The organism is Streptomyces sp. NBC_00377 (genome assembly GCF_036075115.1).
In the GTDB taxonomy this organism is placed as follows: Bacteria; Actinomycetota; Actinomycetes; order Streptomycetales; family Streptomycetaceae; genus Streptomyces.
In genome coordinates, this window is sequence record NZ_CP107958.1 from 3,841,305 (window position 1) to 3,854,430 (window position 13,126).

The 13,126-nt window shown below is 69.7% G+C and carries 16 protein-coding genes; 14 read left to right on the plus strand and 2 right to left on the minus strand.

Annotated elements, in window-relative coordinates:
- The first annotated feature begins 325 nt into the window (after nt 1-325).
- The 14 genes from OHS71_RS17230 (at nt 326) to OHS71_RS17295 (ending at nt 11,316) form a co-directional block, all read left to right on the plus strand.
- A complete protein-coding gene (locus OHS71_RS17230) occupies nt 326-595 on the plus strand; it encodes a DUF6284 family protein (protein WP_328480261.1) in 270 nt (89 codons plus the stop codon).
- Complete coding sequence (locus tag OHS71_RS17235; protein ID WP_328480262.1) at nt 592-1,041, plus strand: Pycsar system effector family protein; 450 nt, start codon at nt 592-594, stop codon at nt 1,039-1,041. Before OHS71_RS17230 ends, OHS71_RS17235 begins: the two co-directional genes overlap by 4 nt.
- Nucleotides 1,038-1,922 carry a protein spdB gene (locus tag OHS71_RS17240; RefSeq protein WP_328480263.1) on the plus strand — a complete coding sequence of 295 codons (885 nt, stop codon included), beginning with the start codon at nt 1,038-1,040 and terminating at the stop codon, nt 1,920-1,922. The genes OHS71_RS17235 and OHS71_RS17240 overlap by 4 nt, the downstream gene beginning before the upstream one ends.
- On the plus strand, nt 1,922-2,269 hold the full coding sequence (locus tag OHS71_RS17245) for an RRQRL motif-containing zinc-binding protein (protein ID WP_328480264.1): 348 nt from the start codon (nt 1,922-1,924) through the stop codon (nt 2,267-2,269). Before OHS71_RS17240 ends, OHS71_RS17245 begins: the two co-directional genes overlap by 1 nt.
- Before the next feature lies 1 nt (nt 2,270).
- Entirely contained in the window at nt 2,271-2,588 is a 318-nt protein-coding gene (locus tag OHS71_RS17250) for a hypothetical protein (RefSeq protein WP_327316740.1), read from the plus strand.
- Between the two features lie 268 nt (nt 2,589-2,856).
- Nucleotides 2,857-4,953 carry an ATP-binding protein gene (locus OHS71_RS17255; protein WP_328480265.1) on the plus strand — a complete coding sequence of 699 codons (2,097 nt, stop codon included), beginning with the start codon at nt 2,857-2,859 and terminating at the stop codon, nt 4,951-4,953.
- Nucleotides 4,954-5,199: 246 nt separating this feature from the next.
- On the plus strand, nt 5,200-5,508 hold the full coding sequence (locus tag OHS71_RS17260) for a hypothetical protein (RefSeq protein ID WP_328480266.1): 309 nt from the start codon (nt 5,200-5,202) through the stop codon (nt 5,506-5,508).
- Between the two features lie 16 nt (nt 5,509-5,524).
- Complete coding sequence (locus OHS71_RS17265) at nt 5,525-5,857, plus strand: hypothetical protein (RefSeq protein WP_328480267.1); 333 nt, start codon at nt 5,525-5,527, stop codon at nt 5,855-5,857.
- Between the two features lie 86 nt (nt 5,858-5,943).
- On the plus strand, nt 5,944-7,053 hold the full coding sequence (locus tag OHS71_RS17270; protein ID WP_328480268.1) for a DNA cytosine methyltransferase: 1,110 nt from the start codon (nt 5,944-5,946) through the stop codon (nt 7,051-7,053).
- Nucleotides 7,050-7,946, plus strand: a complete 897-nt coding sequence (locus OHS71_RS17275) for a bifunctional DNA primase/polymerase (protein ID WP_328480269.1) — start codon at nt 7,050-7,052, stop codon at nt 7,944-7,946. The genes OHS71_RS17270 and OHS71_RS17275 overlap by 4 nt, the downstream gene beginning before the upstream one ends.
- On the plus strand, nt 7,943-8,374 hold the full coding sequence (locus OHS71_RS17280; RefSeq protein WP_328480270.1) for a hypothetical protein: 432 nt from the start codon (nt 7,943-7,945) through the stop codon (nt 8,372-8,374). The genes OHS71_RS17275 and OHS71_RS17280 overlap by 4 nt, the downstream gene beginning before the upstream one ends.
- Entirely contained in the window at nt 8,371-9,516 is a 1,146-nt protein-coding gene (locus tag OHS71_RS17285; RefSeq protein WP_328480271.1) for a DUF3631 domain-containing protein, read from the plus strand. Before OHS71_RS17280 ends, OHS71_RS17285 begins: the two co-directional genes overlap by 4 nt.
- A gap of 170 nt (nt 9,517-9,686) precedes the next feature.
- Nucleotides 9,687-9,875 (plus strand): helix-turn-helix transcriptional regulator, encoded by a 189-nt coding sequence (locus OHS71_RS17290; protein ID WP_189925313.1) that lies wholly within the window; start codon nt 9,687-9,689, stop codon nt 9,873-9,875.
- 61 nt (nt 9,876-9,936) lie between these two features.
- Entirely contained in the window at nt 9,937-11,316 is a 1,380-nt protein-coding gene (locus OHS71_RS17295; RefSeq protein ID WP_328480272.1) for a tyrosine-type recombinase/integrase, read from the plus strand.
- Between the two features lie 304 nt (nt 11,317-11,620).
- Here OHS71_RS17295 and OHS71_RS17300 read toward each other — a convergent pair whose 3' ends face one another.
- The gene (locus OHS71_RS17300) at nt 11,621-12,190 is read right to left on the minus strand and encodes a GNAT family N-acetyltransferase (protein ID WP_328480273.1); all 570 of its coding nucleotides are present in this window, start codon (nt 12,188-12,190) and stop codon (nt 11,621-11,623) included.
- Nucleotides 12,187-12,960, minus strand: coding sequence for a GntR family transcriptional regulator (locus OHS71_RS17305; protein ID WP_328480274.1), 774 nt, complete (start codon nt 12,958-12,960; stop codon nt 12,187-12,189). Before OHS71_RS17305 ends, OHS71_RS17300 begins: the two co-directional genes overlap by 4 nt.
- Between the last annotated feature and the right edge of the window lie 166 nt (nt 12,961-13,126).

Here is a 13,126-nt window from a genome sequence, read left to right on the forward strand (position 1 = left end):
TTCCCTAGCCTACCGCTTGACACCGCAGGGAACCCTAGGGAACCTTAGGGATGTGCCCGGAGGGGAGCCCCCGCAAGGGGGTGAGTACGAAGTGAGCACGCATTGATTGAGAACTCAACAGAGTGCCGATCCAGCCGCCTGTACACGGGCGGTCGATGGGTCGCGAAGTAAGCCCGAGTACTCACGGTCCTTGACGCCTCACTACGGGGCGTCATGGGCCGTGGCTGCTCGGCCGAGCAGACCAACAACAACGGCGAGCGGCTCCCGGGGGGCAACCCGGGAGCCGCGTTCGGGCCGTTCCACCTACCAGGGAGAACACGACCCAATGGAACACATCGTCACTGTTCAGGTGGTTGTTACCGCCGACGAGTACGACCGCGAGCCGACGTTCGCGGAGCTGGACGCGATCGAGCTGGAGTCCCCGCTGATCCTGGCGGAGGTCGACCTGCTCGACGCGCAGATCAAGGCCTTGGACCACCCCGAGAACGAGGTCGACACCCGCCGCATCCGCCGGGCCCGTAACCGGGTCCTGTCCGCCCGCCGGGACCTGACCAACCGCACCGCCACCGCGACCGCGCCGGGTGGTGCGGCGTGAGTGCCCCAACGCAGAACCTGACCGCCGCGCACGCTGAGGTGAAGGCGGAGATCGCCCGGACGGACGCGAAGACGGCGCTGCTGCTGGCATTCGTCGGCGCTGTCCTCGCCGGGGCCTGGACGATCGCCCGTGACCTGCCCCTGAGTGTTCCCGCCCACGTGGTGGGCGGGGCGGGGATGGTGCTGCTGGTCGCGGCGGCCGCTCTGCTGCTGCTGTCGGTGCGTCCGAACCTGCGCGGCCGGCACGGCTTCCCGCTGTGGGCCACGCTCACCCCCGACGAGATCACCGCCACCGTCAACGGCGGCGACGTCGCTGCCGACGTCGCCGGACTGTCCCGGCTGGCTGTCTCCAAGTTCACCTGCCTGCGCCGCGCGGTCGACCTCACCTGCGCCGGCGGGGGGCTGCTCGTCCTCGCCGTCCTGCTCGCGGTCGGGGGTGCGGCATGAAGCCCAAGGCCCTGTGGTCCGCTGTGGGGCGGGCCAAGACCGTGCTGCCCGCCGTGGCTATGACGGCCGTGTCCATGGTCCTCACCCTCGCCGTGGTCGTGATGTGGCTCGGTGCTGTGATGCCGTGGCCGGTCGCGCTGGTCGTCGGTCTCGGTATCGACGGGGGATGGCTGGCCACCCTCGCCTACGAACGTCGGCTGGCCGCGCAGGGCGACCACAGCAACGGCGTGACCGCCGTCGGCTGGTTCTTCGGCCTGGTCGCTACCGGCGTGCTGGTCGCTCACGCGCTGCTGGTGGAGGAGTCTCCCGGTGGGTGGCTCGCCGTGGCGTGGCTGCCCGTCGCGGCCAAGGCCCTGTGGCTGGTGCATGGCCTGTGGGAGCGCACCGCGCTCACCCCGTCCGCCCTGGGGGCGATCCGGGGCATTCAGCAGGAAGCGCGGGATGAGGCGGCCGTGGCTCGTGCCCGGCTGCGGGCGGAAGCGGGCACGGAGGAAACCAGGTTGACGGCCGTGACGCAGGCCGGGGCGCGCGTCGCACGCGTGCAGGCCAAGACCGCCGCCACCCTCGCCGAAGCCTGGTCGACGCTGGAGAAAGCCCGGCAGGGGGAGGGCACGGGCAGGGCGCTGACCAGCGTGACGGGCCGCGTCACACCCGACGTCACACCCGCGTGGGACCTGCCCGTGTGGGGCCCCACCGAGCCCGTTCCCGCGCTGGAAGCAGGCCCCGCGCTCACCGACGCGCAGCTTGACGCGCTGGTCGACACGATCCGGCACAGCGAGACGCCGGCGCTGTCGTATCGCGAGATGGCCGTGCGGTTCCGGGCGGCCGGACACTCCGCATCTGAAGTCCGGTTGCGGCAGGCGTGGAAGCGCGTCGCCTGATGGCGACGCTGCCGGTCTACCGGTGGCGCCTGGCTCCGGACGGCTACCCCACCCGCCGCCAACTCCGCGCCGATGGCCTGCGCCCTGGTGGTCAGGGGGTGGCCGCGCAACTCGAACGCCCGCGCCGGCGTCGCGGCCCGCTGGTCGCCTACCTCTACCGCGTCGACCTCGCCAAGCCCGTGCGCCCGATGACGCCGGCCCGGTGGGCGGCTCTGGCCAAGGCCAACGCCGCCCGCCGCACCTGCCCTTCCTGCCGTCGCGACGCCGGATACGTCATCCCGTCGTCCCTCGGCATGTGCGTGCCCTGCGCCTACCCCGAACCCACCGAAGCTTTGAGGAGTGCCTGACATGGGCAAGCCCGACACCCGCCGCCTGGACAAGGCGATTCAGCAGACCACCCGCAAGCTCGAAGCGGTCCGTAACCGTGAGATGTGGCCGCTGGACGGCCGCGAGCGGCGGGCCGTCCTGGCGGGTCTCGCCGGCGGCTCGTACCGCGTGCTGCGGGGTGAGACCCCGTCCCGCGCGGAACGCAAGCTGGAGACCGCCTGGAGTTCTGCGGAGACCCGGCTGGTCGCGGAGATCGCCGCGCTCACGACCGAACGGCAGCGCGTCGTGAACGAGCACGCCAAGGCCAAGGCCGCCAAGAAGTCGTCCGGGTGGTGGTGAGGATGCCGCTACCGGTCCTGACATCGCACTTTCACTGCCCGGACTGCGGGCCGCTCGTGTTCGGCGTGACCCGGGCCATCTGTGGCCAGGTGATCCCCGCTCCGGTCGTCGGCAACGGGCCCGAACGCAAGTGCCCACCCTGCAAGGCGGCACTGCGCGCCCACAAGACCAGCCACCGCCGCTGAACCCTCGGGCGCCGGCCCCCGCGCGGCCGGCGCCCGCCCTTCCTCTTCTTGCCTCGTTCACCGCAGTCAGGAGCCTTCCCGCCATGGGTGACAACGTCATTCGCCTGCACAAGAGCACCGACATCCCGGTCGTGACCACGCTGACCGTGGTCCCCGAACCGGCACCGACCCCGCTGTGGGTGCGGTCCGGCCGCGCCGTCAAGCACGCCGTCACGCACGAGAACACCAAGACCGCCGCCCGCGCCGTCGCCCGCCACAGCCTGTACGTGGTGGGCGGGGCGCGGATCGTGGGCCGCCGCACGTGGGACGGCCGGACGGCCGCCCGATACGAGCGCTACATGCGCACGGCGGAAGCCGCGGGGAACATGGAACTCGCCGCCGAATGGGAGGAGCGCGGGCAGCGCTTCCGCGACGCCCGGCACCGCCGCCGCATGGAGCTGCTGCACTCACCCATCGACGCCGCCAAGGGCGCCCTGGTCGGGGCGGGTATGGGCATAGGTGGTCTGGTCGCCCTCGGGGTCGTCCTGGCCATCGCGAACAGGGACATCACCGACGTCGTCACCCCGGTCATGGCCGTGATCGAGTTCATCCGCCTCATGGTGACGATCGTTCAGATCGTGTGGGGCCCGGCCGTCACCCTGGGACCGTTCCTCGCCCTGCTCGCGCTGTGGGCGGTCGGCAGCAAGCAGCACGCCGCACCCCAGTGGGCCCTTCCCGCGAACGTCCGCAACGGGGTGGGCGAGCCGATCACCCCGTCGATCGTGGTGCAGGCGCTGCGCCACCTCGGTCTGCCCGCGCTGCGTAACGCGATCAAGGAGATGGGCGACGCCGGCGCGTCCATGCTCTCCCCGATCGTGATCGCCGGGTGTGGCGTGGAGGTCGACGTCACCCTCCCTCTGGAGGTGTCGACGGTGGAGGTGCAGCAGCGGCGGCGCAAGCTCGCCGAGAACCTGAACCGGCACGAGCACGAGGTGTTCGTCACGCTCCCTCCCGCCGCGCGCACGGTGCGGCTGTGGATCGCCGACTCGGGTGCGCTGGACGAGCCGATCGGCCCGTCCCCGCTGGTCACCGACGAGAGCATGACCGCGAACTACAAGACCGGCCGCGCCCCGTGGGGCCAGGACCTGCGCGGGGACGCTGCCGCGCTGAGCCTCTACCAGCGGCACCTGCTCATCACCGGCCTGTCCAACCAGGGCAAGACCGCCGCGCTCCGCTCGCTCGCGCTGTGGCTGGCGCTCGACAAGTCGGTGATGTTCTGGATCGGTGACCTCAAGGGCATCGGCGACTGGAAGATGTTCAACGGCATCGCCGACGTCCTGATCGAGGGGCCGACCGACGATCACGTCATCCAGGTCACGGAGATGGTCGAGAACGCCGTGGAGGAGATGAACCGCCGTCTCCTGGCACCGTCCGGATCGGTGTTCCCGCCGCTGATCGTGATCGTGGACGAGGCGCAGGTGGCGTTCATGTGCCCGGTCAAGGACGAGGAGAAGCGCCCGTACGGCGGCTCCTCCTCCACCTCCCGCTACTTCATGGCCGTCCGTAAAATCCACAACCAGGGTCGCGCGGTCGACGTGCTGCTGTGGGAAGGCACCCAGGACCCGACCGACCAGAACCTTCCCAAGCTGGTCCGCGAGGGCGCCCACACCCGCGCCTCCCTCGTGCTGGGCACCGAGTCACAGGCGCGGATGGCGCTGGGGGACAAGGCCATCAACGGCGGTGCCGCCCCGCACCTGCTGCGCCAGGGCCTGGACAAGGGAACCCTCGTGGTCGCCTCCGACGGCATCGAGATCCCCAAGGGCCAGACGTCGATCACCGTGCGCACCCACTTCATCGACGACGACCCGGCCGCCGAGGTCGCCGCACGGGCCAAGGCACTGCGCGACGGGGTCACCACCCTGCACGCCATCGAGCGGGGCGAGGAGCGTGACCCGCTCGCCGACATCGCTTCCGTGGTCGGCAACGCGGCCCGGGTGCGCACCCAGGACGTCATCAAGCGGCTCGCGCTGCTGTCCGAGGACGCCTACGGCGGGTGGTCGTTCACCGACCTCACCCGCGTCCTGGACGGCACCGGAGCCGAGCCCTACAAGTCCGACGGGGTCATGGTCATCGGCCGCGACCGCCTCGCCCGCGCCCTCGCCAACCGCGACAGCGACGGTTCCGCTTCCGCCTCCGAGTAGAGGGAGGAACACCCTCCCCGGGCCAGGGAGGCAGGGAGAACTCCCTGAACCCCTCCCTGACCTACCTCCCTGGGCCTGACCTGCACTGGTGATCCATCAGGGAGGCAGGGAGGCGTGCAGGTCAGCACCCCTGAAACCCCTCCACAGCCCACCCGGCAGGGGGTGTATCAGCCTCCCTGAACCGCCGACAGCACGGATTCCGCATCGCCCGGCACCTACTCGCCGCACGCCCTCAAAGGAGGAGTCGTGACCCGCTCAGACCCGCCTGGCCACCTCGCCCCGCACATCCCCGCCGACGCCTACCGCCGCGCCCAGGCCACCGGCCAGCCCGTCGTGATCGTCGTCCACACCACCGACCACACCGGCCGCCCGCTCAGCCACTACCTCTACCCGCTCGCCGTCGCCACTGCCGGCGCCGTCGGAGTCTTCGCCACCGTCGCCGCCCTGCTCGCCCTGCTCGACTTCGCCGTCCACACCGCCGTGCAGATCGCCGCCGCCACCGGCCCGATCAGCGTCGGCGGCATCAGCCTCAAGCTCTCCGGCTCCAAACGCTGACAGGAGACCACCACCCATGAACCAGCCCCACACCGCTCACGCGCCGTTCCCGACGCCCGAGCAGGCGTACGCGGACGCCCCCAGCATCTTCGACGAGATCGGCTGGACGGTCCGCACCCTCGCCGCCCGGGAGTGCTTCACCAAGCTGGACCGGGAGTTCTACCTGCGCAAGGCGGCCCTGCTCGACCGGATCGCCCTGCTCGACGAGCCCGGCAACCCCCGTGGGACCACTGAAACCGCCGTCGCGGCAGCCCTCTACCTGCTCGACCTGGACCAGCCCGGCGCCATCTGCGACCCGCGCGCCTACGTCCGCCAGCAGTACGCCCGCAGCCTCACCGATCACCAGTAGCTACGCCAAGGGCGGCCCCCGTTCTCGCCAAAGTCCGGGGCCGCCCTTGCCAACCAGCACCCTTTACAGGACTGGAGACCTCCAGCATGACCCATCTGCCCGACATGCGGCGAGCCCCCGGCTCGCCACCGACGATCGTGGCGCTGTGCGCCGGCTACGGCGGACTGGAAGCCGCGATCCGCGCCACCATCGGCGGCCAGGTCGCCGCGTTCGCCGAGAACGACCCGCACGCCGCGACCGTCTTCGCCGCCCGCCACCCGAACGTGCCCAACATCGGCGACATCACCACCGCCGACTGGGACCGGGTCCGGGACGTGTTCCGGCCGGACGTCGTCGGCGCCGGCTTCCCCTGCCGCAACACCTCCAACGCAGGACGAAGGGACGGGATCAATGGCCAGTGGTCGCGCGTCTGGAAAAACGTCGCTGAGGCTGTGGGCGTCCTTCGACCGCGCCTCGTCTTCCTGGAAAACGTGGCGGCGCTCCGCTCGCGGGGGCTGGACGTCGTCGCCGCAGACCTGGCCGCGCTCGGGTATGACGCGCGCTGGACATGCCTACGCGCTGGTGACCCCGAAACAGGGGCCCCGCACGAACGCGACCGCTGGTTCGCAGTTGCCCATCCCGCTGATGCCGACCCCCACCAGCTCGGACGGCACTGGCGGCCCCGGAACCTCGCCGAAACGCAAGGGCGGACTCAACCTGCGCACCGCCGTAACGAGGTTGCCAGCGCCACCGACGGAGCCGTGAGCCTGCTGCCCACCCCGGCCTCACGGGACTGGAAGTCGGGCGCCTCCAACCTCCTCGGACGCAACGCACGCCCCCTCAACGAGGTCGCCGTCAACCTCCTCGCTGGCGCCGGCTCGCAGCCGGCGGGCCCGGTCCGGCTCGACACACGATGGGTAGCGAGCGACGGCACCGACTACGGACCCGCCGTACGCCGTTGGGAACACATCACCGGCCGGCCCGCACCCTGCCCGACCGAACCGGGCACACGCGGAAACCGACGCCTGTCCCCCCTCTTCACCGAATGGATGATGGGCCTGCCCCAAGGGTGGGTCACCGCCGTCCCCGACATCCCCCGCAAGGAACAGCTCCGCATCCTCGGCAACGGCGCCGTCCCCCGACAGGCCCACCACGCCTACCGCCTGCTCCTCGGCCTCCCCCTCGCCGCAGGCCTGGACGGGAGGGCCGCCGCATGAACGAGCACCTCACGAACGCCGCCTTGACCGCCGCCGAACGCGGCTGGCACGTCTTCCCCCTGCGCCCCGGCACCAAGCGGCCCGCCCTGCACGGCGAGTGGGCGTGCGCCGGCACCGGCCCCTGCGCCGGCGGGCACCGCAAGTGGGAGCAGCGCGCCACCACCGCCCCGGACCGCATCCGCGCGGCCTGGTCGCAGGCGCCGTTCAACGTCGGCATCGCCACCGGCCCCTCCGGCCTGGTCGTCGTCGACCTCGACGTGCCCAAGACCAACAGCAGTTCGGACACGCCTGCCGGCGCGAAATCCTTTGAGGCGCTCTGCGAGCGCGCCGGCCACCCCGTCCCCACCACCTACCGGACCCGGACCGCGAGCGGCGGAACCCACCTGTACTTCACCGCCCCCGATGGGGCCCGCATGACCAACACCGCTGGCACCGTTGGCGAGTTGGTCGACACCCGGGCATGGGGCGGATACGTCGTCGCCGCCGGATCCCACACCCCCGCCGGACCGTACGAAGCCCTGTGCGCCCCTGAGGCGGCCCCACTGCCCGGATGGCTCCAAAGCATCCTGCAACCGGCCCCCAGGACCTCTCAGACCCCTTCGGTGGCCCTTACGGTGCAATCCAGTCGATATGCGGGTGTAGCACTCACCACCGAGACGCGGAACGTCGCCACGGCCCAACCCGGGGCCCGAGAAACGACGTTGTTCCGCGCGGCGCGAGCACTCGGCCGGTTCGTCGCGTGGGGCGACCTCCCCCGGCACACGGTCGAGCAGGCTCTTCAGGAGGCAGGGGAGGCGGCCGGACTCACCGTCGCCGAGTGCCGCTCGACCCTGCGCAGCGCCCTCAACTGGTCCATCACCCACAACCAGCAGCGCAGGGGGAACGCGGCATGAGCCCCCATCCCCGTCCCCCTCTGAAGAGCATCACCACCCCGGACGGCCCGGACGCCGCACGATGGACCGCACCTCGGACGGCCGTGGGCGGGCCAAAGGGCTCCGCCCGCAAGGGCGTCGTCACTGCTCTTTGCCCGGACCGGTCCCCGGTCGTCGACGCGGACCCCGCCCCTGATCCGGACCCCACACCGCACCGGCCCGGCATCCGCATCTACGCACCGCCCGTCTACCGCGACCACGAAGACGGCGCCCGCTGGTCCAAGCGCTACGGCGACTTCCCCAACGCCGCCTACGCCTGCGCCTGCGGTAAGAGCCGCACGGCCACCGGCCCGCGACGGGTCGCCGCCCTGATCGACGAATACACCGCCCACAAGACCGCCTGTGCGGGAGTTCCCGCCACGCTGCCCAAAGGGAGGGCCGCCGCATGAGCACCGCCATCGACGGGGCCGCACTGCTGGACGAGGTCGAAGCGTTCCACCGCCGCTTCAACGTCTTCCCCACCGACGCCGCGTTCGTCGCCGTCACGCTGTGGGACGCGCACGCCCACCTGCTCGACTGCTTCGACTCCACCCCTCGCATCGCCTTCCTGAGCCCCGAACCGGGATCGGGCAAGACCCGGGCACTGGAGATCGTGGAAACCCTCGTGCCACAGCCCATGACGGCCGTCAACGCGTCCGCCGCCGCCCTGTTCCGGTCCGTCTCCGGACCCAACGGCAAACCCACCATCCTGTTCGACGAGATCGACACCGTCTTCGGCCCCAAGGCAGGGGACAACGAGGAACTGCGCGGATTCCTCAACGCCGGCCACCGCCGCACCGGGGTCACCTACCGGTGCATCGGCGACGGCGGCAACCAGACCGTTCAGGCGTTCCCCTCGTACTGCGCGGTCGCGGTCGCCGGTCTCGGCTCGCTGCCCGACACGATCCTCACCCGCTCCGTCATCGTCCGCATGCGCCGCCGGGCACGCAACGAGAAGGTGGAGCCCTTCCGGGCCCGCGTCCACGAAGCCGAGGGGCACAAGCTCCGCGACCGGCTCGCCGAATGGGCAGAGCACGCCCGCGGATTCGTCATGGGGGCATGGCCGGAGATGCCGGACGGAGTAGCCGACCGGCCGGCGGACGTTTGGGAACCGCTCCTGGCCATCGCCGACGCGGCCGGCGGCGCCTGGCCCGAACGGGCCCGCGAAGCCTGCCTGACCCTGGTCAAAGCCTCCCGCGCCAACGACAAAGGCAGCATCGGCGTCCGACTCCTGACCGACCTGCGCGACCACGTCATGGTCGGCATCGACCGCCTGCCCACCGTCGCCATCCTGGACCGGCTCAACGCCCTGGACGACGCCCCATGGGCCGACCTAGGCGGCAAGCCGCTCGACAACCGGCGCCTGTCCAAGATGCTCGCCGAGTACATGACGGCCGACAACGAGCCCATCGCCTCCCGCAACATCAAGGCCGCCGGCAGCGTCCTCAAGGGCTACTACGCCACCGATCTATGGGACGCGTGGGCCCGCTACTGCCCCCCACCCCCGGAAAGTCCGCTACCTCCGCTACCCGGCACCGAAAACCTGGCCTGACCAGCAGTGATGCGGTAGCGGCAAGCACCGGAACCTGCCGCTACCCATCCGCTACCGCTGCCCCTTCCCGCTACCTCCAACAGGCCCCTGACCTGCGAGGTAGCGGCGGTAGCGGAAGTAGCGGCCCTCAGAGGCCCCCCTCCCGCAGAACCTGAGAAGGAGTCGTCGCCTTGGCCCGCCCCAAGATGCTCAAGCTCCCCGAAGTCCTCGAAGAGATCGAGATGAGCCGCGCCGCCTTCTACCGCATGCGCGCCCGGGGCAAGGCCCCGAAGCTCATCAAGCTCCCCAACGGTCAGCTTCGCTGCCGCCGCACCGACCTCGACGCGTGGTGGTCGTCCATGGAAGACGCTGCCGCCTGACCACCTCCCGCACACACGAGACACGAGGGGCCCGCTTCCGGCGGGCCCCTCTGGAGTTCATATGGCACTGACCTACGACGTTCGCCTCTACTCCATCGAAGTTCGCAAGGATCGCCCGAAGCCCTACCGCCTGCGCTGGCTGGTCGGGGAGCGCAAGCACTCCAAGAGCTACACGCTCAAGGTTCAGGCCGAGGGGCGCCGCTCAGAACTCATGTCCGCCGTGCGGCGCGGCGACCAGTTCGACGAGGAGACGGGCCTGCCCGTATCCGAGCTGCGCGCCAAGCAAGGCTCCATCACGTGGTACGAGCACAGTCGCGCGTACGTCGACCGCAAGTGGGCACTGGCGCCAGCCAAGTCGCGGAAGAACTACGCCGATGCGCTGGCAACCATCACGCCCGCTCTCGTGAAGAGCAAGGTGGGAATGCCGGACACCGCGCTGATGCGGCGCGCGCTGTACGGGTGGGCGTACAACCGGAACCGCTGGAACGAGCCGCCGCCGGACGATGTGGCCCGCGCCCTCGCCTGGATCTCCAAGCACTCCATGCCAGTCTCCGCGTTGGAGGACCCGGCGACCGTACGTCTGGCCCTGGACGCCCTGTCCGTTCGACTGGATGGGAAGGAAGCTGCGCCGCGCACCGCGAAGCGCAAGCGGGCCTGCCTGAGTGATGTTCTCGGACTCGCCGTGGAAGAGCAGTACTTCACCATGCCGGTCAACCCGATCACGGCCGTGAAGTGGACTGCTCCGAAGTCGGTGGAGGCGGTGGACCCCGAGAGTGTCGCCAACCCCCGCCAGGTCCGCGCGCTGCTCGCAGGCGTGCGTGACCAGGGCCCGCGTGGGCGGCATCTGGAAGCGTTCTTCGCGTGCCTGTACTACGCGGCCATGCGTCCCGCTGAGGCCGCCGGACTGCTCGTGAGTCAGTGCCACCTCCCGGAAACGGGGTGGGGCATGCTCACCCTTCGGCAAGGAGTGGTCCGGGCCGGACGGAGCTGGACCAACGATGGAACGGCTCATGAGACACGCCACCTCAAGGCTCGCGCCAAGAAAGACTCCCGTCCGGTACCGATCCCGCCGCACTTCGTCCGTCTGCTGCGGCAGCACATCGCCACGCACGGCGCAGCGCCCGACGGCCGACTCTTCCGGACGAACCGTGACGGCCTACTGCAAGAAACCGGCTATGGGGAGGTATGGGCAAAGGCCCGGAAAGACGTGCTCAGCGAGGCGGAAACGGCTTCGCTCCTGGCCCGCCGCCCCTACGACCTGCGGCACGCCGGCGTCTCGTTCTGGCTCAGCTCCGGGGTGGACGCGATGGAGTGCGCCCGCCGCGCTGGACACAGCATCGCGGTACTGCACAAGGTGTACGCCAAGGTGCTCGACCAGACACGGGAGCATGCGAACAGCCGAATCGATGCGGCCCTTCGGGAGTGGAACGAATCGGAGTGATCAAGCTCTCCCCCGGGGGACACCTGGGGGACACAGGCTGATCGAGAGTGAGAAACGGGCGACACGAGGTGAGACACGTCCACTCGTCGTCCACGGTCAATCGAACGGCACCCAGAACGAAGAAACCCCCTCCGACCTGCCGTTAAGGCTGGTTGGAGGGGGCTTCCCTCAGCGTGGCGGCGCCAGGATTCGAACCTGGGAAGGCTGAGCCGGCAGATTTACAGACCGCGCCCACGAGGGTCCCTGACCAGATGCTTTCCGTGTTGCACGGCATAGCGCCCCACGCGCACCCCACAAAGCGCTATCAGTACCGCGTTGACGGCGCCTCGGGGTCCGGCGTCTGATCCTCGAAACCGTGATCCGCCGGCCCAGTGAGTCGCTGAGCTAGCCATCCAGAGACGCGCGGACCACCGTTCACTGCGCCACCCTCACGGACCGTACGCACGTACTCGAATCCCTGCGTGAGGTAGTAGCGCTGGAGAGCCTCGTTCGTGGTCCATGCGTCCAGCCGTAGCCATTTAGCCCCGGCGCGATAGGCGCGCTCCCCCGCCCAATCGAGCAGCCGACCCCCGATGTTCTGTCCAGCGTGTGTGCGCGCCACAGTCAGCTTGTTGACGAACATGGACGGCTCTTGCAGCTCATCCTCCGTCCAGAGCCCTTGTTCCGCGTCGGGAGTGAGGGTGATGGTCGCGGCTGTGGCGTTACCGTCCATGACCATGAAAACGGCGCCTGCCTCAATGGTGGCGAGCAGGCGGTCAGCGGGATACGGGCGTTGCCACTGGTCGCTTCCGAGTCGCGTGAGCCAAGCCGCTGCCTCCTCGCGGAAAGCCAGCAGCTTGGACACGTCATCGGCTTGAGCGGGGAGGATTCTCACTGAGGTTCGTTCTCACTTCGGGCGGACAGGTCGCCGATCTCGTAGTTCATCCGGTTCAGGTCACCCCGGAAGGTCGTCGTGGTGCAGCGGATCGGACGGTCCTCCGAGTAGCCCGTACGAGTCCAGAGCATGACCGGCACACCCGCCCCGATCTCCAGCAATCGCGCTTCTTCTGGCGTGGGCATCCGAGTTGAGATCTCGTCGAAGTAGCCGATCTGCTTGATACCGAGGCTCGCGAGATAGCGCGTAGTCCCCTCTGCGATATCGCCCGGCTCCGTGAGGCGCGGCCCCTGCTCGACAAGCCACTCGGGGTAGTGCGTGGCCTGCGTCGACCACGGCACGTCGTCAACGAACCGATGACAGAACCGCAGCACCGTCGTGGCCCCCGGCTCGACCTTCAGACGTTCGGCGACGAAATCGGGAGCAGGCGTCAGCTCCACCCTGAACGTCTGCGACGGCCGACGGCCGGCGTTCGTGACGTCCGTGCTGTAGGCGTCACCGTTCTGCGGAAACTCAAGGTTCTCGAAGCGCGAGGCGTTCAGCCTGAACACCTCGTGCTTGGCAACGTCATACCCGAGTCCCTGGCTTGACGTGATGAGCCCCTGCGAGACCAGCAGGGCAAGACCGGACCGGACTGTGTTCCGCGACGCATCGAAGCGCGCGGAAAGCTCGCTCTCGGACGGGAGCCGAGAGCCCGGCGCATAGGTGCCGTTGTCGATCTCCCGTCGCAGGACGTCGGCCAACTGCCGGTACTTCGGCTGCTTACTCATGGCCCCATCATGACGCACTCGCGCAACTTGTTGGTACATGCGGCTCCAAAAGGCTTGACGACTCACCGTCCGTGGGTGCAGCATCACTGCATCAGCTTGTACCAACAAGTTGAGCAAGCGGTGCAACACCATTGAGTGTGCCCGACTGCACTGACAGCGCCCGGCG